Source organism: Comamonas antarctica (genome assembly GCF_013363755.1).
Lineage (GTDB): Bacteria > Pseudomonadota > Gammaproteobacteria > Burkholderiales > Burkholderiaceae_C > Comamonas > Comamonas antarctica.
The window spans coordinates 2,692,014-2,713,570 of the sequence record NZ_CP054840.1 but is presented as its reverse complement, the minus strand read 5'-3'; the positions used below and the strand labels follow the sequence as shown (position 1 = coordinate 2,713,570).

Here is a 21,557-nt window from a genome sequence, read left to right as displayed (position 1 = left end):
GTTGGTTTCAAGGCGCCCCCGGCGCCGATCGCTCGGTCTGGCGCATCAGCAGCACCACGGGAATCACGCCCACCAGCACGATGGCCAGCGCCGGCAGCGCGGCCTGGTCCCATAGCGACTCGGACGTGAGCTGGAACACGCGCACCGCCAGCGTGTCCCAGCCGAACTGGCGCGTCATCAGCGTGATCGGCATTTCCTTCATCACGTCGACCATCACCAGCAAAAAGGCCGACAGCAGCCCCGTGCGCAGCAGCGGCAGGTGCAGGCGGCGCAGCGTCTGCCAAGGGCCCAGCCCCAGCGAGGCACACGCATCTTCCTGGCTGCGCGTGATGCGCTGCATCGCGCAGTCGGTGGCGTGGAAGGCCACGGCCAGGAAGCGCGCGGCCAAGGCCAGCAGCATCGCTGCCAGGCTGCCCTTGAGAATGCCCAGTGTCTCGATGCCGAACGGCGCGAGCCATGCCATGAGCCGCGCATCGAGCCAGGCGATCGGCACGAACACGCCCACCGCCAGCACCACGCCGGGCAGCGCATAGCCCAGCACCGCCAGCCGCACCGTCCAGCGCGTGAGGGCGTCGGTGTGGCGCCGGCGCACCCAGGCCAGCAGCAGCGCGAGCAAGGTGCAGACCGCGGCTGTGACCAGACCCAGGAACAGCGTGTTCCAGGCATAGCCCCAGTAATCGGCATTCAGGTCGGTGCGCCACACCGACAGCGCCCAGAGCACGATCTGCAGCATGGGCACGGCAAACGCCGCGGCAAACACCAGCAGGCAAAAACCGCCGGCGAGCCAGCGTGCCGGGCCCTGCAGCGCAATGCGTTGCTGGCGCGCGGCCGATGCATGGAAGCGCTGCGCGCGGCGCGAGCGCTGCTCCGCGGCCACGAGCAGCAGCACCGCCAGCACCAGCAGGCTCGCGAGCTGGGCCGCGGCGGCCATGTTGTGCAGATCGAACCAGGACTTGTAGAGCGCGGTGGTGAAGGTGTCGTAGTTGAAGACCGCAATCGCACCGAAGTCGGCCAGCACTTCCATCAGCACCAGCGCCAGGCCCGCGCCTATCCACGGCCGCGCCAGCGGCAGCGCCACCTGGAAGAAGGCCGCCAGCGGGCTCAGCCCCAGGGCCTGCGCGGCTTCGATGCAGCGCCGGCCCTGGGTCAGGAAGGCGCTGCGCGCGAGCAGGTAGACGTAGGGATAGAAGGCCAGCGCCAGCACCAGCACCAGCCCCCACAGGCTGCCGCGGATATCGGGAAACCAGCGGCTGCTGCCGAACGCATCGCGCAGCGCGGCCTGCACCGGGCCCGCATATTCAAACAGGCCCATCTGCACGAAAGCCAGCACATAGGCCGGGATCGCCAGCGGCAGCACCAGCGCCCAGGCAAAGAAGCGCCGCCCGGGAAACTCGCACATCGCCGTGAGCCAGGCCAGCGGCACGCCCACGGCCAGCACCGCCACGCCCACCAGCAGCATCAGCACGGCGGTGTTGGCCAGCACGCGCGGCAGCACGTATTGCCAGAGATGCCCCCAGATCTCGGCCTGGGGCGCGAGCGCCAGGCCCAGCACGGCGGCCAGCGGCACCAGGGTCAGCAGCGCGATCGGCAATGCCAGCACAAAGCCGCGCCCGGATGGAAGAAGGCCGCGCCGGCGCAAGGCCGGCGCGGCAGGGGTCAAGGCAGACAAGAAGCAGCGGCCTCGATCAGCGGTAGCCCACGCGGTCCAGCAGGCGGATGGCTTCGGCCTGGTGCGATCCGATGTCGGCGGCATTCAGCGGGCTGGGCGTGAACTTGCCCCAGGCCTGCACGATGGGATCGGCCTTGGCCTTGGTGTTGATCGGGCTCTCGAACGTGCCATGGGTGTAGGCCGTCTGCACGCCTTCGGACGACAGCCACTCGAGCAGCTTGCGCGCGCCTTCGGGGTTTTTCGCATTCGCCGTGACGCCCGCGCCCGACAGGTTCACATGCGCGCCGCCCTGGTTCGCGCCCGGGTTGGCCCAGAACAGCTTCACGCTGTTGCCGAAATCGGGTTCGCGCGACAGGATGCGGCCGTAGTAGTAGGTGTTGGCGATGCCGACATCGCACTGGCCCGCGGCAATCGCCTTGAGCAGGCTGTTGTCGTTGGTGAACACATCGCCGGCCAGGTTGGCGACCCAGCCCTTGGCAATCGCCTCGGCCTTGGGCACGCCATGCTTGGCGATCATCATCGCCACCAGCGACTGGGTGTAGGTCTGCTTGCCCGTGCGCAGGCACAGCTTGCCCTTCCACTTGGGGTCGGCGAGGTCTTCATAGGTGCTCAGCTGGCCGGGCTGCACGCGGCCGGGCGCGTAGAAGATGGTGCGTTCGCGCTGCGACAGGCCGTACCAGCGGCCCTGCGGATCGCGGAAATTGGCCGGCACATTGGCGTTGAGCATCGGCGATTCGATCCTGCGCAGCAGGCCGCGCTCGGCGGCGTTGTGCAGGTTGCCCATGTCGACCGTGATCAGCACGTCGGCGGGCGAGCTCTTGCCTTCGGCCGCAAGGCGCTCGGACAGCGAGCCGCCGCGGTCGGTGAGCAGGTTGATCTTGACGCCGGTCTGCTGCGTGTACTGGTCCAGCGTCGGCTTGAGCAGGTTCTCGATGCGCGAGGAGTAGACGGTGACGGCGGCAGGGGCGGGCTGGGCCTGGGCCAGCGTGGCCACGCCGAAGGCGCCGGCGCACAGGGCGGTTTTCCAGAATGTCATGGTGAATCTCGGGACGGGGAGGGCGCGCCGCGGGCAGCGGGTGGCTGCGCGGGCAGGAGATTGGACGATTTTGGAATTTCGTTGTGCGTCCGGCTGGGAATAAGAACAATTCCCAGCGGCCGGATTCTAAAGCAGGTTGAGCCAGACGATGGGTGCAAATCGGGGCAGATCGTGAGGGATCCATCGAAATCGCGCTGGCGGCGCACTACTGCAAATGCAGCGTGGCTGCAACAGTACCCTTGCGGCGTGAAGAACTGAGAATCGATCTCATTGTTATTGCCCTATGATGCGGCGCTCGCCCTTACATAAAGACACATGACACCGGGGGCGGTCTCAGCCATGGACCCGTGCTTTCACCGGGTCCGTTTCGGCAAATCCTCTTCCCTTCACTTCCGAAACATTCGCCGGCCTGCGCCGGCGAGGAAACGTCATGCCTGTCCGTTCGTACCGCACCCTCTTGCAGCCTGGCCTGCTGACCCTGGCCGCCGCCTGCGCCGCCGCCCATGCCCAGTCGCCCTCCACGCCAGGCACCGTCATGTCCGAAGTCGTGGTCTCGGCCACGGGCTTCGAGCAGGAACTCAAGCAGGCGCCGGCTTCCATTGCCGTCGTCACCCGCGAGGAGCTTGAAACCAAGAATTTCCGCGACCTGGCAGAAGCGCTGCAAGGCGTCGAAGGCGTCGATGTGATGGGCGGCACCGGCAAGACCGGCGGCCTGGACATCAGCATCCGCGGCATGCCCAGCGACTACACGCTGATCCTGATCGACGGCCGGCGCCAGAACGTTGCCGGCGACGTCACGCCCAACGGCTACGGCGCGGCGCTCAACAGCTTCATGCCGCCGATCTCGGCCATCGAGCGCATCGAGGTCATCCGCGGCCCGATGTCCACGCTCTATGGCTCGGACGCAATGGGCGGCGTGGTCAACATCATCACGCGCAAGGTGGCCCGGGAATGGGGCGGCGAGGCCAATGTCTCGGCCGGCATTCCGCAGGACGATGCGTGGGGCACGCAGGGCCGCGCCGACTTCTACCTGAATGGCCCGATCAGGCAGAACATGCTGGGCCTGGCGCTGCGCGGCAGCATCTACGACCGCGAAGCCTCGGACTGGGTGCTGCCGCCCGACACCACCCAGCCCACGCAGGCGCGCAACCCGGCGCCCGCCGACACGCGCCAGCACAACATCGGCGCGCGCCTGACGCTCACGCCCGCGCGCGGCCATGACCTGTGGCTGGACATGGAGCAGGGCCGCACGCGCTACGACAATTCCGACGGCCGCCTGGGCAACCGCGATGCGCTCGCGCCGCGCAACCCGCCGGGCTACGCCGACACCTTGCGCTTCAACCGCGACCAGGTGGCCGTGGGCTACAACGCCCATCTGGGCTTCGGCAAGCTTGAAACCAGCCTGATGCGCACCGAGACCGAAACCGAGGGCCGCACCATTCCCGGCGCGGCCGTGCCCGCGGGCGATGCGCGCCGCGGCACGCCGCGCGAGCTCAGCACCACCAATCTGGTGCTCGATTCCAAGCTGATCGCGCCGCTGGGCGACGCGCACCTGCTCACCGTGGGCGGCCAGTGGTGGGACGCCAAGCTCACCGACGGCCTGCTGCCCGAGCGCCACAGCCAGACCCTGTGGGCGCTGTTTGCCGAAGACGAGTGGCGCCTGCGCGACGACCTCACGGCGACGCTGGGCGCGCGCTATGACCACCACGACGCGTTTGGCGGCCATGTGAGCCCGCGCGCCTACCTGGTCTGGGACGCGAGCCGCCAGTGGACCTTCAAGGGCGGCGTGAGCCAGGGCTTCCGCGCGCCGCGCCTGAACCAGCTGATCGACGGCGTGAGCGGCGTTTCGGGCCAGGGCGCGATCCTCAACATCGGCAACCCCAACCTCAAGCCCGAAGTCAGCACCAGCACCGAGATCGCGGCGCTGTTCGACAACCTCGATGGCGTCACGGCCTCGACCACGCTGTTCTACAACCGCGTCAAGGACAAGATCAGCAGCGGCGGCAACTGCGCCGACCTGGCGATCTCGAGCTGCAGCTTCAACCCCACGGCCGACTACAGCATCAACGTCGACCAGGCCAAGACCTGGGGCCTGGAGTTCAGCACGCGCGCGCAGCTCGCGCCCGCATGGAGCATGCGCCTGGGCTACACCTGGACCAACAGCGAAGTGATCGAGGGCGGCGTGAAGACCGGCCAGCTCGCGCTCACCGCCAAGCACATCGCCACGGCCCAGCTCGACTGGAACCCGAACGCCCAATGGCGCCTGTGGCTGCGCGGCGAGTACCGCGGCAAGAGTCCGCGCTTCAACGCGCTGCCCGAATCGCTGACCCCGGCCAACCGCGCGATCTACGACGCGCTCGGCGACCAGACCAAGGCCTATGGCATGCTGCACCTGGGCGGCAGCTACGAGCTGTCGAAGAGCGTGACGCTCAGCGCCAACCTCTACAACCTGCTGGACAAGGACTTCCGCCAGTACCGCCTGGTCAATGTCAACGGCACGCCGACGCAGATCAACGAGTACTTCCAGGGCGGCGCCTCGATTGCCGGCACGACGCCGCCGGGCCGCACGCTGTGGATCACGGCCAACGTCAAGTTCTAAACCCGTGAGGGCCTGCCTGAAGCCAGCCGGTGCATGCCGGCTGGCTTTTTTCATGTCCGTCGCTATACCACCAACAGGGCATGTGTTTGCATACAGCTGGCAAGGTTTATTTGCGGTTTTTTTATCCCCGTGCCGTGTGGACGGAGCTGTGGAAAACTCCCCGGCGAACCCGGCAAAGCCGCGCCAGCATTGGCTTGTGACGCAGTGCTTAAAAAAAAGGCAGGCTGAAAAAACCGCTTGCCAGGCGCTGCGGCGGCCGGTGCGCGGGCGTTCCGGCGGGGGCCAATGTAACGTGCGCTGTGGATTACGATCGGACCGGTGCCGCGCATCGCGGTGCAAGCACAGATAGAACAACTTCCATGGAATTGCTGAGCAGTGACGAAGCCGGAATGCGCGCCGCGCTGGAGCAGGCGCGCGCCGCGGCCGCGGCCGGCGAGGTGCCCGTGGGCGCGGTCGTGGTCAAGGACGGCGCCATCATCGGCCGCGGCCGCAACGCGCCCGTGGCATCGAGCGACCCGACGGCCCACGCCGAGATCGCGGCGCTGCGCGATGCCGCGCGCCACCTGCGCAACTACCGGCTCGACGGCTGCACGCTCTATGTCACGCTCGAGCCCTGCGCGATGTGCAGCGGCGCGGCACTGCATGCGCGCATCGCGCGCGTGGTCTATGGCGCGGCCGAACCCAAGACCGGCGCTGCCGGTTCGGTGCTCGATCTGTTTGCCGAACCGCGGCTCAACCACCACACGCAGATCGTGCGCGGCGTGCTGGCGCAGGAGTGCAGCGCATTGCTCGCCGGGTTCTTCCAGCAGCGGCGGCGCCAGAACCAGGCCGCGGCGCGCGCCGCGCACCCGCTGCGCGACGATGCGCTGCGCACACCCGAGGCAGCGTTTGCGCAGTTGCCCGGCGCGGCCTGGGCGCCGCACTACGCCAGCGACTGGCCCAGCCTGCAGGGGCTGCGCCTGCATTACCTCGATGAAGGCCCGCGCGATGCGCCGCTGACCTGGCTGTGCCTGCATGGCGCTGCGGGCTGGAGCTACATGTACCGCCAGATGCTGCCGGTGTTCCTGGCCGCGGGCCAGCGCGTGCTGGTGCCGGATCTGATCGGCTTTGGCCGGAGCGACAAGCCCAAGAAACCGGCTTTCCACACGCTGGAAGTCCATCGCCGGATCCTGCTGGATCTGTTGGAGCGCGCCGATGCGCAGCGCTGCGTCATCGTGTTCGACGCTTCGGCCGGCGCGCTGGCATTGCCGCTGGCGCTGGCGGCGCCGCAGCGCATCGCGGGCGCCGTGCTGCTGGAGCTGCCGCCCGCGGCGGGGGCCGAGGCCGCAGCGCTCGCGGCGCCGTTTCCCGACGCCGGCCACCGCGCGGCGCTGCGCGCGTTCGCGCAGCCGGCGCCCACAGACCAGCAGGAGCAGGCGCTGCAGCAGGCCAGCCGCGATTTCTGGCAGGCGGGCGCGCAAGCCGCACGCCTGCTCAGGCTGCGCGCCGATGCGGCCGAACCCGGGCCGGGCACGGCCTTGCAGGCTGTGGAATACTTCGCCTGAATCCTGGGGTCTTCACCCCGGCCCCGTTTCTACCCGGAGCAGGCTGCATCGGCAGCCTGAACGCCTTGTCTTCGAAGTCCGCACACCACCACCACGCCCATTCCCATGACCACGCCGAGCACGTGCATGATGCCGACGGCAACTGCTGCGGCCCTGCGCCCGTGCATGTGCATGACGCCGATGGCGCCTGCTGCGGCCATGCGCATACGCAGGGGCCGCGCCATATCTATGTCTATTCGCCGTCCAGCGCGGTGATCGACAAGCCGGCATTCAAGCGCGGCATCGCGCGGCTGCGTGCCATGGGCCACGAAGTGGAGATCGACGCCGATGCGCTGTCGCGCGACACGCGCTTCGCGGGCGACGATGCGACACGGCTGGCCGCCATCCACCGCGCGGCCGCGAGCGGCGCCGATGTGGCGCTGATCTCGCGCGGCGGCTACGGCCTGGGCCGGCTGCTGCCGCAGATCGACTACGCGGCCGTGGCCAAGGCCGTGGAGCGTGGCACCGAGTTCGTCGGCTTCAGCGATTTCACCGCCTTCCAGTGCGCGCTGCTAGCGCGCACCGGCACGCGCAGCTGGGCCGGCCCGGCGCTGGCCGGAGACTTCGGCGCGGCCGAGGGCATCGACGACATCATGCTGGACTGCTTCGACGACCTGCTGTCGGGCCAGGGCGAAGGCAGCGGCTGGCGCATGCCCAAGGAGGCCGCGCGCGCCGACGGCACGCCGGCCGTGCCCGAAACCTATATCGAGGGCGCGACGCTGTGGGGCGGCAACCTGGCCATGATCGCCTCGCTGGTCGGCACGCCCTATCTGCCCGAAATCAAGGACGGCATCCTGTTCCTCGAGGATGTGGGCGAGCAGCCCTACCGCATCGAACGCATGCTGGGCCAGCTGCTGCAGGCAGGCGTGCTGGGCCACCAGCAGGCGGTGGTGCTGGGCCAGTTCACGGGCCACAAGCCCACGCCCCAGGACAAGGGCTACAAGCTGCAAAGCGTGGTCCAGTGGCTGCGCACGCAGATTGCCGCGCCGGTGCTCACCAACCTGCCTTTCGGCCATGTCGAAACCAAGGTGCTGCTGCCGGTGGGCGCGCAGGTCTCGCTCTCGGTCGAAGGCCGCGACGCGCTGATCTACTGGGGCCATACCCACTGAAAACTGGATGGCAGCCAGGCATGCGGCTGTCCCACGCGCCACGTAGTAATTGTCCGTCAGTAGGGGTTTGGTGACGACCCTTATCTTCAAGGCTCCCAACCACTTTCAGGAGACCAAGATGGACGACAAGGAAAAAACAGCAACTGGCACGGGTGCCGTTCTGGGTGGCGTGGCTGGCGGTGTCGCCGGTGGTGCCGCCGCCGGTGCCGCCATTGGCGGCATGACCGGCCCCGTGGGGGCTGCCGTGGGCGCGCTGGCGGGTGCCGCCGTGGGCGCACTGGCCGGCAAGGGCGTGGCCAATGCCGACCCGGTGGCGGAAGACACCTACTGGCGCGACAACTACTCGACGCGCCCCTACGCCAGCGGCGCCAGCTATGACGAGTACGGCCCGGCTTACCGCTACGGCGTCGATTCCTATTCGAAGTACCAGGGCCGCTCGTTCGACGATGTCGACACCGAGCTGAGCCGCGACTGGGGCAGCACCCGCGGCACGTCCACGCTCGACTGGGACCGTGCGCGTCCCGCCGCGCGCGATGCCTGGCAGCGCCTGAGCGACCGCGTCGAGCGCGCGGTGCCCGGCGACTCGGATCGCGACGGCAAGTGATACGGTGGCGCCTGCCTTGGCAGGCGTCGCGGTTGCAACCCGGCGCGGATGCGCCATTCATCGGCCGGGTAACCCACGGCGCTGCTACCTCCGGTAGCGGCGCCGTTGCTTTTTGGCGCCGGGCCGCCCCAAGCCAAAAACCGCCCCCTCGGGGGGGCAGCGCAGCACGCTGGGCGCGCCAGCGTGGGGGCCATTCACTCCAGGTAGCGGCCCTGTTCCTTTTTGCGTGCGCGCATTCCGGGACGCAGAAAGAGGTGCGTGCCGCCCTGGACTGCCAGCGGCTTCTTGGTATCGCCGGCAAGATGCGCATCGATGCGCGCCTCGAGATGGTCCAGCAGCGATTGCAGCTGCGCGCGTTCGCTTTCGGGCAGTCCCGGATGCGCATCCAGAAAGCCCTGCAGGAAAGCGCGCGCGTCATCGATCAGCGCGGCCCGCGTGGTGGCCAGCGAGTGGTAGCTGGCGTCATGCTGGCCCGGGGTTTCGGTGCCCAGCAGGTAGCAGCCGATATAGTCGCCGCGGGTCTGCCCCACATCCGGGTCGCGGCTGAGTTTTTTGAGAAGGTCGAAAGGCCACATACTGGTTGCAAGAGATAGCCGCGCCGGTGCGCGCAAGGCATCCATTGTGCGCCAGGCTGGGGTAAGCCCGTGCTGCGCCAGGCCGGTGCAGCGGTTAAAACCAGCCGGCAGTATTACAACAACCGGAGATGGCCATGGGCACAGGGATGCTGGGGAGGGGCGCAGCAGCGCTGGTGGGGCTGGCGCTGCTCGCGGGCGGCGCGGCAGCGGTCTATGCGCTGCGCACCCAGGCCCAGCTCGATGGCCGCTTGCCGGTGGCCGGGCTCGCGCAGCCGGTGCAGGTGCGCCGCGATGCCGCCGACGTGACCCATCTCGCGGCGCAGACACCGCAGGACCTGTGGCATGCGATGGGTTTTGTGCATGCGCAGGAGCGCACCTGGCAACTCGAGTTCAACCGCCGCGTGATGCATGGCACGCTGTCCGAGGTGCTGGGCCCGGCGACACTGGAAACCGACAAGCTGATGCGCGCGCTCGACATCCGCGGCGCGGCGCGGCGCCAATATGCAGGCCTGCCGGCGCAGGCGCGCGAGGCGTTGCAGGCCTACAGCGCCGGCATTGCCGCCTTCCATGCGCGCCGGCCCCAGGCGCTGACGCCCGAATTCCTGCTGCTGGGCGTGAAGCCCGGCCATGAGGGCGGGCAGGAGGGCCCCGCCTGGGCACCCGAGGACAGCGTCGGCTGGGCGCTGATGATGGCGCTCGATCTGGGCGGCAACTGGGGCAATGAGTTCGCGCGGCTGTCGCTGCTGCGCGGCCTCGACACCGAGCGGCTATGGCAGCTGATGCCGCCGTATCCGGGCGAGCCGCCGGCCACGGCCACCGATCTCGCCGCGCTGTACCGCGGGCTGGGCGTCTATGCGCCCGAAGGCGCGCAGGGCGCGGCCGCTGCAGCGCCGGCCGGCGGCATGGCCGCACTGGTCGACCAGGCGCGCAGCGACTGGGCCCAGGCGCTGGCCCAGGAGGCCGGCAACAACGCTGGCAAGGGCAGCAACAACTGGGTGCTGGCGGGCACGCGCAGCACCAGCGGCAAGCCACTGCTGGCCAACGACCCGCACCTGGGACTGAGCGCGCCGGCCATCTGGTACTACGCGCATCTGCAGTCGCCCGCGGGCCGCGCCGCCGACGGCACGCCCATTGCCGCGGTCGACGCCATCGGCGCCACGCTGCCGGGCCTGCCCTTCGTGGTGCTGGGCCGCACGGCGCGCGCCGCCTGGGGTTTCACCAACACCGGCCCGGATGTGCAGGACCTGTACCTGGAGCAGATCGATGCGCGCGATCCCACGCGCTACCGCACGCCCGATGGCTGGGCGCCGTTCACGCTGCGCCGCGAAACCATCCACATCAAGGGCCAGCCCGAGCTGCAGCTGCAGTTGCGCGCCACACGCCACGGCCCGGTGCTCAGCGATGCGCAGGCCAGCCACGGCCAGGTGCTCGACCTGTCGAAGTATGTGCTCGCGCTGCGCTGGAATGCGCTCGATGCCGACAACCACAGCGTACTGGCGGGCCTGCTGGCCAACGCCGCGCAGTCGGTGGAAGAACTGCAGCAGGCGTTTCGCCATTACCACTCGCCCATGCAGAGCATCGTGATGGCCGATGCCGATGGCGCGATTGCCTTCAGGGCCGCGGGCCGCGTGCCGTTGCGCCACCCGGACAACGACCTGCGCGGCGTCGCGCCCGCGCCCGGATGGGACGCGCGCTACGACTGGCAGGGCTGGCTCACGCATGACCAGGCCCCGCAGGACGATGGCGCCAAGCAGGGCTGGATCGCCACCGCCAACCAGCGCGTCACGCCGCCCGGCTATGCGCATTTCCTGACCCAGGACTGGGTGCTGCCGTACCGCTACGAGCGCATCGCGCAGCTGCTTGAAGCACGTCCCTTGCATGACCTCGACAGCCTGGCCGCGATCCAGAACGATGTCACCTCGCTGGCCACGCAGCGGCTGCTGCCGGCACTGCGCACGGCTGCGGCGCAGGCCGACCATCCGCTGGCCGCGCCGGTGGCCCGGCTGCTGGCCGGCTTCGACGGCCGCATGGCCGCCGACCAGCCCGCGCCGCTGGTGTTTGCGGCCTGGGCCGATGAACTCGCGCGCGGTCTGATCGTGCCGCGCATCGGCAGCGCGCGCTTTGCCGCCACCTATGGCAAGCGCGACTTCCGCGCCGCCGTCGAAGGCATCCTGGCGCGCGACGATGGCTGGTGGTGCGCGCCGCACAGCTGCGCGGCGCAATCGGCGCTGGCCCTGGAGCGCGCGCTCGCGCGCCTGCAGGCCGCCTATGGCGCGCAGCCCGCGCAGTGGCGCTGGGGCCAGGCGCATCCGGCCGTGAGCAGCCACCGCCCGCTGGGCAGCGTGGCGGCGCTGGCGCGCTTTTTCAACGTGCAGGTGCCTTCATCCGGCGACGGCTATACCGTCAACGTGGGGCAGTACAACGCCGGCGATGTGAAGGGCGGCGCGTTTGCCAACCGCCATGCAGCCTCGCTGCGCGCGCTGTTCGATCTGGCCGATCTCGAGAACTCGCGCTTCATCTACCAGACCGGGCAAAGCGGCAATGTGTTGTCGCCGCGCCATGCCGACATGCGCCAGGCCTGGGCGCAGGGCGGATACCGGCTGCTGCAGCGCGAACCCGCGCAGTGGAAGCACCAGCTGGTGCTGGCTGCGCAACGCTGAGCAGCGGCGCTCAGCCTCCCGATTCAAGCCAGGCGTTCACCTGGCCGACATTGGCCGATCGATCCTGTCCCGCGAGGCTCTGCAGTTGCAGTTGCGCCAGCAGATAGCGGTAGCGCGCCTGGGTCAGGTCGCGCAGCGCGGTGATGTGCTGCTGCTCGGCTTGCAGCACGTCCAGCGTGCTGCGCGCGCCGGCCTGCAGCGACTTCTGGTTCGACAGCAGCGCCTGCTGCGCCGAGCGCACCGCCTGCTCCAGCGCGCGCACGCGCAGCACCCCTTCGGTCATGCCGCGGAATTCCTGGTGCACGCGCACGCCCAGATCGCGGCGCGCGGCCTCGAGCGATTCGCGCGCGCGCTCCTCGCTGGCCAGCGCCTGGCGCACCTGGGAGCTGACCGCGCCGCCCGAGTACAGCGGGATGTTGAGCTGCAGGCCGATGGTCTTCTGCATGTTGCGCGAATTGACGTTGTAGACGCTGTCGCTCTGGCTGCGCGACACCTGCGCCACGGCATCGAGCGTCGGCAGATGGCCGGCTTGGGCCTTGCGCACTTCGAGGCGCGCGGCTTCGGCCTGCGCGCGCAACGCCTGCAATTCGGGACTCGCCGCCTCGGCGCGCGCAATCCAGTCGTCGAGCCGCTGCGGCTCGGGCGGCGTGGGCACGAAGCGCGGCATGTCCACGGCCGCGAGCCGGGCAGCGCTCTGGCCGGTCAGCACCTCGAGGCGGTGCCGGGTGAAGTCGACATGCTGCGCGGCCTCGAGCTCCTGGGCCAGCGTCATGTCCAGCCGGGATTGCACTTCGTCGATGTCGGTGCGCGCGCCCGCGCCCGCGGCAAAGCTCTTGCGCGCGGCATCGAGCTGCAGCAGGTGGTTGGCTTTTTGCACCTGCAGCAGCCCCACCTGGTCGCGCGCCAGCAACGCATCGAAATAGGCCTCGCCGACGCGCCGGACCAGCGCCTGCTCGTTCTGTTCGAGCTGGGCGTCGCTTTCCTCGACCTGCGCGCGCGCCTGTTGCACCTGCGCGCCCAGGGCGGGGCGCAACAGCGGCTGGCGCAGGCTCAGCGTCTGGTTGCCGCTGTAGTAGTCGTTGTCCCAGCGCCGGTTCTGGCCGAAATTGTCGATGCTGCGCGTGCTCAGGTCGTTGTAGTTGCGCCCGGCGCTCAGCGACAGCTGCGGGCGCTGCTGTGCCAGGGCCTGCGGCAGGCGCTCGCGGCCCGCTTCGGCGTTGGCGCGCGCGGCGCGCACGGTGGCATCCTGGACTGTTGCTGCGTCATAGGCCTGGCGCAGGTCCATCGCAGGGGCCGGGAGGGCCGCGGCAGCGCCTGAGGCAACGCCCGCGGCCAGCAGCGCACGGATGCGCAATGGGTGGGTTGGCATGGAATCACTCTTCGGTCAGGGAGGCGGCGACGCGCTTGATCAGCGGGTGCAGCAGATAGGTCAGCAGCGAACGTTCGCCGGTCTTGAAGACCACCTCGACCGGCATGCCGGGCTGGAGCTGGCGCTTGCCCAGGCGCCTGCGGCCTTCGTCGGTGACTTCGACGCGCGCCAGGTAGTAGTTCATCAGCGTCTGCGGATCGGTCAGCAGGTCGGAGGAGATCGACTGCACCTTGCCTTCGACCACCAGTTGCGGCGAATGCGCAAACGATGAGAAACGCACGTCGACGGGCAAGCCCGCCTGCACGCGGTCGATCAGGTGCGGCGCGACCTGGGCTTCGAGCAGCAGCGGCGCGGCGCCGGGCACGATGTCCATCAGCTTCTGGCCGGGCTGGATCACGCCGCCCACGGTCTGGACCGCCAGGCCCACCACCTGGCCGTCGGCCGGCGACTTGATCTCCATGCGCGCGAGTTCATCGGCCAGGGCGCGGACCTTCTCCTGCTCGGACAGCACCTCGCGTTCGACCTCGGTCAGCTGGGTTTGCACTTCGCGGTGCTGCTCCTGCTGGCGCGAGAACGCGCGCTGGCGCAGTTCAGCCATGCTGCGCTGCGCGCGCACGCTGTTGCCCAGCAAGTCGGCCATGCCGCTGTTCGAGTCGACCACCATGCGTTCGAGTTCATGCTGGCGGTTGCGCGGCGCGTAGCCTTCGGCCACGAGTCCGCGCAGATTGCCCAGCTCATCGTTGAGCGACTGGTTCTGCGCCTGGCGGTTGCGCAGCATGCGCGTATAGGCCTCGTACATGCCGCGCTGGCCTTCGATGCTTTCCTCGATCGACTGCAGGTCCGAGCGCAGCAGGCGCGTGCGGGTCTCGAACAGTTGCTCCTGGGTCCGCATCTGCTGCCGGATCAGCGGGTCGGCGGCCGCGGCCTGCAGGTCATCGTGGAACTCCAGGTGCTTTGCCCCGGACATTTCCGCCGTGAGCCGTGCCTGCATGGCACGCAGTCCCAGATAGCGCTGCCGCACCGATTCGTGATTGGCGCGGGCCATCGCGGTGTCGAGGCGGATCAGCAACTGGCCCTCGCGCACCTGGTCGCCTTCGCGCACCACGACCTTCTCGATGATGCCGCCCGTCAGGTGCTGCACCGCCTTGCGTTTGGTATCGATGGCCACCATGCCCGTGCCGGGCACGCCTTCGTCCAGCGGGGCCAGCGCGGCCCATAGCAGAAAACCGCCAAAGCCCAGCGCCAGCGCGAGCAGGCCGATGCGGCCGATGCGGCGGGCGTCCGCGGCGGGGGCGCCGTCGCCGGCAGCGCCCAGGGCGGCAGGCAGGGTGGGGAGGGAAGCCGTCAGTGGTGGATTCATGGTACTGCTCGGTGAATAGGAGGGAAGGGCGGCGTGTGTCACAGCGCGTGCAGCCGCGACGCGGGGGCGGCGGGAGCGGCGGATGCCGCGTCGCGCGGCACATCGCTTTCGATGCGGCCGCCGCGCAGCGTCAGCACCCGGTCGGCGGCGGCCAGGATGCCAGGGCGGTGCGTGACCAGCACGACGCTGCTGCCCTGGCTGCGCAGCTCCTGCACGGCGCGCACCAGCGCGGCTTCGCCGGCGTCGTCGAGATTGGCATTGGGCTCGTCGAGCACCACCAGCTGCGGCTGGCCATAGATGGCGCGCGCCAGCGCAAGGCGCTGGCGCTGGCCGCCTGACAGCAGCCCGCCGGCCTCGCCCACGGGGGTTTCGTAGCCTTGCGGCAGGCGCAGGATCATCTCGTGCAGCCCGGCGCTGCGCGTCGCGGCAATCACCTTCTGCGCGTCGATGTCGCCAAAGCGCGCGATGTTCTCGGCAATCGTGCCCTCGAACAGTTCGATGTCCTGCGGCAGATAGCCCAGGTGCGGGCCCAGCTCGGCCCGGTCCCAGCCGGCCAGCGGCCGTTCGTCCAGCAGCACTTCGCCGCTGGTCCAGGGCCACACGCCGATCAGGCAGCGCGCCAGCGTCGACTTGCCCGAACCTGAAGGCCCCAGGATGGCGGTGACCGTACCCGGGCGCAGCACCAGGTTCACTCCGTGCAGGATGGGTTGCTCGCGGTCCTGGGTATGGGCCATCAGCCCACGCAGCTCGATGCGGCCCGCCGGCGCCGTGCGCTGCAGGCGCGGGTCGCGCACCGGGTGCTGGCCGAGCAGCCCGTCGAGGCGCGCAAACGCGGCGCGCGCGGCGATGAAACCGCGCCAGGTGCTGACCAGCAGGTCGATGGGCGCGAGCGTGCGCGTCATCAGCACATTGGCGGCGATCATCTCGCCCGGCGACAGCTGGTGGTTGATCACCAGCAGCGCGCCCGCGCCCAGGCCCAGCGACTGCTGGGAATAGCGCACGAACTTGCTCCACGCGGTGATGCGGTGCGTGAGCCCCTGGGCCTCGCCCTGCAGGCCCAGTGCCCGGCAGTAGCGCTCGGCCCACTGCGGGCGCAGGTTGTGCACCATGCCCATGGGTTCGAGCACTTCGGCGTTGCGCAGCTTGCCTTGCAGGTAGCTGCGCGCCGCGGCCGCCGAATCGCTCGCGGCCTGCGCCGGCGCCACGGTCTTGCGGTGGCCGAACCAGACCAGCGCCGCCTGGGCCAGTGCAAAGCACAGCGCAATGCCGCCCAGCACCGGGTGCAGGAACAACAGCACCGTGAGGTAGATCGGCGTCCAGGGCGCGTCGAACAGCGCGAAGATGCCGTTGCCGGTGAGGAACTGGCGCAGCACCAGCAGATCGCCGAACGCGCGCGGCGCAGCGTCGCCACTGCGGCTCAGCCGCGCCTCGAAACTGGCCTCGAACACGCGCGAACCCAGCAGGTTGTCCAGGCGCATGCCGCTGCGCACCAGCACCTTGGAGCGTATCCATTCGGCAAAGGCCATCACCGTGAACAGGAACAAGGTGATCAGCGATATCATTGCCAGCGTGAGTTCGTTCTGGCTGACCATCACCCGGTCGAAGACCTGCAGCATGTAGATCGTCGGCGACAGCAGCAGCAGATTCGACAGCATGCTGAACACGCCGACCATGGCGAACTCGCGGCGAAAGCACCACAGCGCCTGTGTCAACTCGCTGCGCTGGAAGAGGGCACGGTTTTTCATGGCATCGGATTTCTGTGAAGGCGCGGCGCGCATCAGGCAAGGGTCGGCTGAAGCGGCGCGGCAGCGGGGGCCGCAGGGGCCGGGCCATGGCCGGCTCCCGCCGCGCGCGTCTGCCTGGCCATCGCGCCCAGGACTTCTGCACAGGGGCCGAACGCCTGCTGGCGTCCTTCGCTCACGACCAGCAGCTTGTTGGCGACGCCCAGCACGCTGGCGAGGTGGGTAATGACCACGAAGGTCGTGCCCTCGGCGCTGGCGCCGGCGATGGCCTGTGCCAGCGCGGCGTTGCCTGCCTCGTCGAGGCTGGAGTTGGGCTCGTCCAGAACCACCAGCACCGGCCGTCCGTAGAGCGCGCGCGCCAGGCCGATGCGCTGGCGCTGGCCGCCGGACAGCCGCGCGCCGCCTTCGCCGATCGGGCTGTCGTAGCCGCGCGGCAGGCTCAGGATGAAGTCGTGCATGCCGACGGCGCGCGCGGCGGCCTCGACCTGGGCCGGCTGCACCGCACCGAAGCGCGCGATGTTCTCGGCCACCGTGCCGTCAAACAGCTCCACGCCCTGGGGCAGGTAGCCCAGATGAGGACCGAGTTCCTGCTTGTTCCAGCGGTGGATGTCGGCATCGTCGAGCCGCACCTTGCCGGCTTGCGCCGGCCACAGGCCCACCAGCAGCCGCGCCAGCGTGGTCTTGCCGCTGGCCGAGGGGCCGATCACCGCCAGCACATCGCCCGGGTTGAGCGCGAACGCCATGCCGCGCAGGATGGGCGCCGGCGTGCCAGGCGCGCCGGCCACGAGCTGCTCGACCTGGAGCCGCCCGCGCGGCGCCGGCAGCGCCATGGCAGGAGCGCGCACCGGCACGGCCGCCAGCAACTGCTGCAGCCGGCTCCAGGCATCGCGCACGTTGACCACGCCCTGCCACTGCGCCACCGCTTGCACCAGCGGCGCCAGCATGCGCCCGCCCAGGATGGAGCCAATCATCATCATGCCGCCGCCGCCGCCCAGTTGACCGTGCAGCAGCAGCCAGCAGCCCAGGCCCAGCAGCAGCGAGCCCAGCGTGTTCTGCAGCAGCTTGCCCAGTGCCTGGAATCCCCCCGCGCTTTCCGAAGCCTGCGCCTGCAGCGCAAGGAAGTGCCGCTGCTTGCCCAGCCAGCGGCGCTGCAGGTGGCGCAGCATGCCCATGGCTTCGATGACCTCGGCATTGCGCAGGCTGGCGTCGGCGTATTGCTGCGCTGCCATCGAGCTGCGGTTGGCCTGCATCAGCGGCGGCTTGGTGCGGCGCTCGTTGCACCAGGCCACCCCCACCTGCAGCAGCGCAAACACCACCGCGGACCAACCCAGCACGGGGCTGATGGCGAACAGCAGCACCATCATCACCAGCGCGATCGGCGCTTCCATCAATGCCAGCAGCGCGGGCGAATGAAGGAAGTCGCAGATCAGGCGCAAGTCGCTCAGCGGCTGGACGCTGGCGCTGCCCGGCCGCTGCAGCCGCACCGCAAAGATGGCGTCGAAGACGCGTTCGCGGAGCCGCGCATCGAGCTGGCCGCCGGCGGCGCGCATGATTTCGCTGCGCGCCCATTCCAGCACCTCCATCAGCGCATATGCCGCCAGTACGGCCACGGTGAGCATCAGCAGCGTGAACGGGTTGCGGCTGTTCACGACGCGGTCATAGACTTCGAGCATGTATACCGATGGGGCAAGCACCAGCAGGCTCGCCAGCAGGCTGAACCCTCCGGCGCGCAGGAAATGGGGCTTGAGCGCGCCCAGTGCCTGGCGCAGTTCGTTGGGAGAGGAATCGGTTTTCATTGGCTTGTCTTCTGGTTGTGGTGCCGGCCAGTGGATGGCGCTTTCGGCATTGCCCGTTGGCTGGAGCCACGGCAGGCTGCAGTCGAAGAGGATGAAAAGCACGCCATCGACGATAGGCAAATTCTATAGCTATTTATTATTGAAATCAATAATTCAATAGTAAATGCCAATTGTGTGTTTGCTGTGCCGCACGCGGCAGCAGCAGACTGCAAACCTGCCATCCCCACTGCGCATGAGTGGCACGCGGGTAGGCAAAGTTCCGGAGCGCGTGCGTTGCAGGCCGCCTTCACTCCTCGGTCATCGAGGCCGCGATGCGCTTGGTCAACGGGTGCAGCAGGTAGGTCAGCAGCGAGCGTTCGCCGGTCTTGAAAACCACTTCCACCGGCATTCCCGGCTGCAGCTGGCGCGGCCCCAGGCGCTGCATGCCGCGCGGGGTGACGCCGATCCGCGCCAGGTAATAGGTCGTGCCGGTTTTCTCGTCGGTCAACAGGTCGGCCGATACCGAATGCACCTGGCCCTCGACCGCCAGCTGGGGCGAATGGGCAAAGGAGGAAAAGCGCACATCCACGGGCATGCCGGCACGCACGCGGTCGATCAGATGGGGCGGCACCCGTGCCTCGAGGAGCAGCGGCGCGTTCATCGGAACGATGTCCATCAGCGTCTGGCCGGGCTGGATCACGCCGCCGACGGTCTGGGCCATCAGGCCGACCACCTGCCCGTCCGCGGGCGAGCGGATGTCCAGCCGGGCCAGCTCGTCGGCCAGGGCCTTGAATTTTTCCTGCTCGGCGGATACTTCGCGCTCGACTTCGGTGAGGCGGGACTCGACCTCCTTGCGCTGCTCCTGCTGGCGCGACAGAAGGCGCTGGCGCTGCTCGGCAATGCCGCGCAGCGTGCGCACCGCATTGCCTTGCAGATCGGCAATTGCCGTGTTGGCGTCGGCCACCTGGCGTTCGAGCTCCAGCTGGCGGTTGCGCGGCACATAGCCTTCGCTGACCAGGCCGCGCAGGTTGTGCAATTCCTCGTTCAGCAGGGACAGCTGCTGGGTGCGGCTTTGCAGCATGCTGGCGTAGGCCTGCTGCATGCCCTGCAGCCCCAGGATGTTTTCCTCGATGGATTGCAGGTCTGCGCGCAGCAGGCGGCTGCGCGTCAGGAACAGTTGCTGCTGCACCTGCATCTGCTGCCGGATCACTGGCTCTGACTGCGCGGCCAGCAGGTCGTCGTGGAAGTGCAGCGATTGCGCCCCGGCATATTCGGCCGTGAGGCGCGCCTGCTCGGCGCGCCGGCCCAGATAGCGCAGGCGCGAGGCCGCATGGCTGGCTTCCGTCGATGTGGGGTCCAGCTGCATCAGCAACTGGCCCTTGCGCACGGTGTCCCCCTCGCGCACCAGCACCTTGCTGACGATACCGCCATGCAGGTGCTGGACCGTCTTGCGCTTGGTGTCTATGGCCACCACGCCGGTGCCAGGCACGCCTTCGTCGAGTGGCGCGAAAGCCGCCCACAGCAGGAAACCGCCGAACCCCACTGCCAGGATCCAAAGGCCGATGCGTCCCGCGCGGCGCGCGAGCCGGGCGCCATCGAGTTCAGGAGCGTCGGTGTCGGTGTCGGCGGCCGCGGCTGGCGCGGCAGCAAGTGGTGCAGGGGATGGCGACATGGTGGAGCCGGTTTGTCGAAAGGTGATGGGGGTGGCGGCGTGGCAGCTGCGTTCAGGTGTCCGGCGGCGGCGGCATCGGCGCCTGACGCTGCGCTTCGATCACGGCATCGCGCGGCCCGTCGGCCTGCACCCTGCCGCCATGCAGCACGATGACGCGGTCGGCGACCGCGACAATGCCGGGGCGGTGGGTGACGAGCACGACCGTGCTGCGCCGTGAGCGCAGTTCGCGCACCGCGCGCACCAGGGCCGCTTCGCCGGCCTCGTCGAGGTGGGAGTTGGGCTCGTCGAGCACCACCAGCACCGGGTGGCCGTAGATCGCACGCGCCAGGCCGATGCGCTGGCGCTGCCCGCCGGACAGCAGCGCGCCGGCCTCGCCGACCGGCGTGTCGTAGCCACCGGGCAGATGCAGGACCATTTCATGCAGTCCGGCGCTGCGCGTCGCGGCGATGACCTTGTCCGGGTCGACGGCGCCGAACCGCGCAACGTTCTCGGCGATCGTGCCTTCGAACAGCTCGATGTCCTGGGGCAGGTAACCCATCCGGGGGCCGAGATCGGCCCGGCGCCAATGTTCGAGCGGCCGGCCGTCGAGCAGTACCGCGCCGCGGCGCCCGGGCCAGACACCTACCATGCAGCGCGCCAGGGTCGACTTTCCCGCGCCTGAGGCGCCGAGGATGATGGTCACCGTGCCGGGCTCCAGCACCAGGTTGATATCCTGCAGCAGCGGCTGCGCGCGCCCCGGTGCAACGGCCTGCACGTCATGCAGGCAGAGCCTGCCCCCGGGCTCGACACGGGACGCGTCGGTGCGGGCCAGTGTGGCGTCGCGCGCCGGATGCGTATGCAGCAGGGCCTGCAGGCGCGCAAATCCGCCGCGTGCGGTGATGAAGTCGCGCCAGGTGCCGGCCAACTGGTCGATGGGCGTCAAGGTACGCGTCATCAACACGTTGGCGGCAATCATCTCGCCCGGCGAGAGCTGGCCGTTGATCACCAGCAGCGCGCCTGCGCCCAGGCCCAGTGACTGCTGTGAATAGCGCACGAACTTGCTCCAGGCCGTGATGCGGTGGGTCAGCGCCTGCGCCGCGCCCAGCCGCGCCAGCGCCTCGCGGTGGCGGCGCAGCCAACGCGGGCGCAGATGCTGCAGCATGCCCATGGACTCGAGCACTTCGACATTGCGCAGCTTGCTGTGCAGGTAGGCGCGGGCATCGGCGTTGGCCTGGTTCGCGGCTTCGGTGGGGGCGACCGAGCGGCGGTGGCCGAATTGCACCAGCGCCACCTGCACCAGCGCAAAGCCCAGCGCGAGGATGCCAAGCCAGGGGTGCAGGAAAAACAGCACGGCGAGATAGATCGGCGTCCAGGGCGCATCGAACAGCGCGAAGATGCCGTTGCCGGTGAGGAACTGGCGCAATTGCAGCAGGTCGGAAAAGGCCTGGCTGTCGTGCGTGCCGGCATGGTCCAGGCGGGCGGCGAAGCTGGCCTGGAAAACGCGTGGCCCGAGCCGGTTGTCCAGCTGCATGCCGGTGCGCACCAGCACCTTGGAGCGGGTCCACTCGGAAAATGCCATCACCAGCAACAGGAACAGCGTGATCAGCGACAGGAAAAGCAGGGTCAGCTGGTTGCGGCTGACCATGATGCGGTCGAAGATCTGCAGCATGTAAAGCGTGGGCACCAGCAGCAGCAGGTTGGTCAGCATGCTGAAGAGCGCCACCATCGCGAATTCGCGGCGCAGCGACCACAGCACGCCCGCCAACTCGCTGCGCTGTGTCGCTGCGCGGATGCGCCCGGCGCCGCGTTCCAGGGCGCGGGCCAT

Annotated in this window: 14 protein-coding genes; 5 read left to right on the top strand and 9 right to left on the bottom strand. The window is 69.2% G+C overall.

The window, feature by feature from the left end:
* Positions 1 to 7: 7 nt before the first annotated feature.
* Positions 8 to 1,669: an ABC transporter permease gene (locus HUK68_RS12540; protein ID WP_244146162.1), complete on the bottom strand. Its 1,662-nt coding sequence runs from the start codon at positions 1,667 to 1,669 to the stop codon at positions 8 to 10.
* Positions 1,670 to 1,685: 16 nt separating this feature from the next.
* Entirely contained in the window at positions 1,686 to 2,705 is a 1,020-nt protein-coding gene (locus tag HUK68_RS12535) for an extracellular solute-binding protein (RefSeq protein WP_175504459.1), read from the bottom strand.
* 430 nt (positions 2,706 to 3,135) lie between these two features.
* Here HUK68_RS12535 and HUK68_RS12530 point away from each other — a divergent pair, with 430 nt between their 5' ends.
* The 4 genes from HUK68_RS12530 (at position 3,136) to HUK68_RS12515 (ending at position 8,600) form a co-directional block, all read left to right on the top strand.
* The gene (locus tag HUK68_RS12530; protein WP_175504458.1) at positions 3,136 to 5,304 is read left to right on the top strand and encodes a TonB-dependent receptor domain-containing protein; all 2,169 of its coding nucleotides are present in this window, start codon (positions 3,136 to 3,138) and stop codon (positions 5,302 to 5,304) included.
* Between the two features lie 359 nt (positions 5,305 to 5,663).
* Positions 5,664 to 6,848, top strand: a complete 1,185-nt coding sequence (gene tadA / locus HUK68_RS12525) for a tRNA adenosine(34) deaminase TadA (protein WP_175504457.1) — start codon at positions 5,664 to 5,666, stop codon at positions 6,846 to 6,848.
* Between the two features lie 122 nt (positions 6,849 to 6,970).
* A complete protein-coding gene (locus tag HUK68_RS12520) occupies positions 6,971 to 7,996 on the top strand; it encodes an LD-carboxypeptidase (RefSeq protein ID WP_390887869.1) in 1,026 nt (341 codons plus the stop codon).
* A 118-nt stretch (positions 7,997 to 8,114) separates the two neighbouring features.
* Complete coding sequence (locus HUK68_RS12515) at positions 8,115 to 8,600, top strand: hypothetical protein (RefSeq protein WP_175504456.1); 486 nt, start codon at positions 8,115 to 8,117, stop codon at positions 8,598 to 8,600.
* A 194-nt stretch (positions 8,601 to 8,794) separates the two neighbouring features.
* Here the strand turns inward: HUK68_RS12515 and HUK68_RS12510 are convergent, their stop codons facing one another.
* Complete coding sequence (locus HUK68_RS12510; RefSeq protein WP_244146161.1) at positions 8,795 to 9,130, bottom strand: ubiquitin carboxyl-terminal hydrolase; 336 nt, start codon at positions 9,128 to 9,130, stop codon at positions 8,795 to 8,797.
* Positions 9,131 to 9,309: 179 nt separating this feature from the next.
* Between HUK68_RS12510 and HUK68_RS12505 the strand changes: the two genes are divergently transcribed.
* Positions 9,310 to 11,835 carry a penicillin acylase family protein gene (locus HUK68_RS12505; protein ID WP_175504454.1) on the top strand — a complete coding sequence of 842 codons (2,526 nt, stop codon included), beginning with the start codon at positions 9,310 to 9,312 and terminating at the stop codon, positions 11,833 to 11,835.
* 10 nt (positions 11,836 to 11,845) lie between these two features.
* On the opposite strand, the gene HUK68_RS12500 is transcribed toward HUK68_RS12505, so the two are convergent.
* The 6 genes from HUK68_RS12500 to HUK68_RS12475 all read right to left on the bottom strand — a co-directional run bounded on the left by HUK68_RS12500 (position 11,846) and on the right by HUK68_RS12475 (position 21,557).
* Positions 11,846 to 13,204: a TolC family outer membrane protein gene (locus HUK68_RS12500; RefSeq protein WP_175504453.1), complete on the bottom strand. Its 1,359-nt coding sequence runs from the start codon at positions 13,202 to 13,204 to the stop codon at positions 11,846 to 11,848.
* Positions 13,205 to 13,208: 4 nt separating this feature from the next.
* Positions 13,209 to 14,564, bottom strand: a complete 1,356-nt coding sequence (locus HUK68_RS12495) for an HlyD family type I secretion periplasmic adaptor subunit (RefSeq protein WP_175504452.1) — start codon at positions 14,562 to 14,564, stop codon at positions 13,209 to 13,211.
* A gap of 38 nt (positions 14,565 to 14,602) precedes the next feature.
* Positions 14,603 to 16,309, bottom strand: a complete 1,707-nt coding sequence (locus HUK68_RS12490) for a type I secretion system permease/ATPase (RefSeq protein WP_175504451.1) — start codon at positions 16,307 to 16,309, stop codon at positions 14,603 to 14,605.
* A 32-nt stretch (positions 16,310 to 16,341) separates the two neighbouring features.
* Positions 16,342 to 18,102, bottom strand: coding sequence for a type I secretion system permease/ATPase (locus HUK68_RS12485; protein ID WP_175504450.1), 1,761 nt, complete (start codon positions 18,100 to 18,102; stop codon positions 16,342 to 16,344).
* A 286-nt stretch (positions 18,103 to 18,388) separates the two neighbouring features.
* A complete protein-coding gene (locus HUK68_RS12480) occupies positions 18,389 to 19,753 on the bottom strand; it encodes an HlyD family type I secretion periplasmic adaptor subunit (RefSeq protein WP_175504449.1) in 1,365 nt (454 codons plus the stop codon).
* Between the two features lie 52 nt (positions 19,754 to 19,805).
* Positions 19,806 to 21,557 (bottom strand): type I secretion system permease/ATPase, encoded by a 1,752-nt coding sequence (locus HUK68_RS12475; protein WP_175504448.1) that lies wholly within the window; start codon positions 21,555 to 21,557, stop codon positions 19,806 to 19,808.

Bases quoted from the DNA above. Each gene is read 5' to 3' on its own strand.
- HUK68_RS12475 (WP_175504448.1), bottom strand. From the start codon at position 21,557: ATGGCCCGCGCCCTGGAACGCGGCGCCGGGCGCATCCGCGCAGCGACA.
- HUK68_RS12505 (WP_175504454.1), top strand. From the start codon at position 9,310: ATGGGCACAGGGATGCTGGGGAGGGGCGCAGCAGCGCTGGTGGGGCTG.
- HUK68_RS12535 (WP_175504459.1), bottom strand. From the start codon at position 2,705: ATGACATTCTGGAAAACCGCCCTGTGCGCCGGCGCCTTCGGCGTGGCC.
- HUK68_RS12490 (WP_175504451.1), bottom strand. From the start codon at position 16,309: ATGAAAAACCGTGCCCTCTTCCAGCGCAGCGAGTTGACACAGGCGCTG.
- tadA (WP_175504457.1), top strand. From the start codon at position 5,664: ATGGAATTGCTGAGCAGTGACGAAGCCGGAATGCGCGCCGCGCTGGAG.
- HUK68_RS12500 (WP_175504453.1), bottom strand. From the start codon at position 13,204: ATGCCAACCCACCCATTGCGCATCCGTGCGCTGCTGGCCGCGGGCGTT.
- HUK68_RS12530 (WP_175504458.1), top strand. From the start codon at position 3,136: ATGCCTGTCCGTTCGTACCGCACCCTCTTGCAGCCTGGCCTGCTGACC.
- HUK68_RS12515 (WP_175504456.1), top strand. From the start codon at position 8,115: ATGGACGACAAGGAAAAAACAGCAACTGGCACGGGTGCCGTTCTGGGT.
- HUK68_RS12480 (WP_175504449.1), bottom strand. From the start codon at position 19,753: ATGTCGCCATCCCCTGCACCACTTGCTGCCGCGCCAGCCGCGGCCGCC.
- HUK68_RS12495 (WP_175504452.1), bottom strand. From the start codon at position 14,564: ATGAATCCACCACTGACGGCTTCCCTCCCCACCCTGCCTGCCGCCCTG.
- HUK68_RS12485 (WP_175504450.1), bottom strand. From the start codon at position 18,102: ATGAAAACCGATTCCTCTCCCAACGAACTGCGCCAGGCACTGGGCGCG.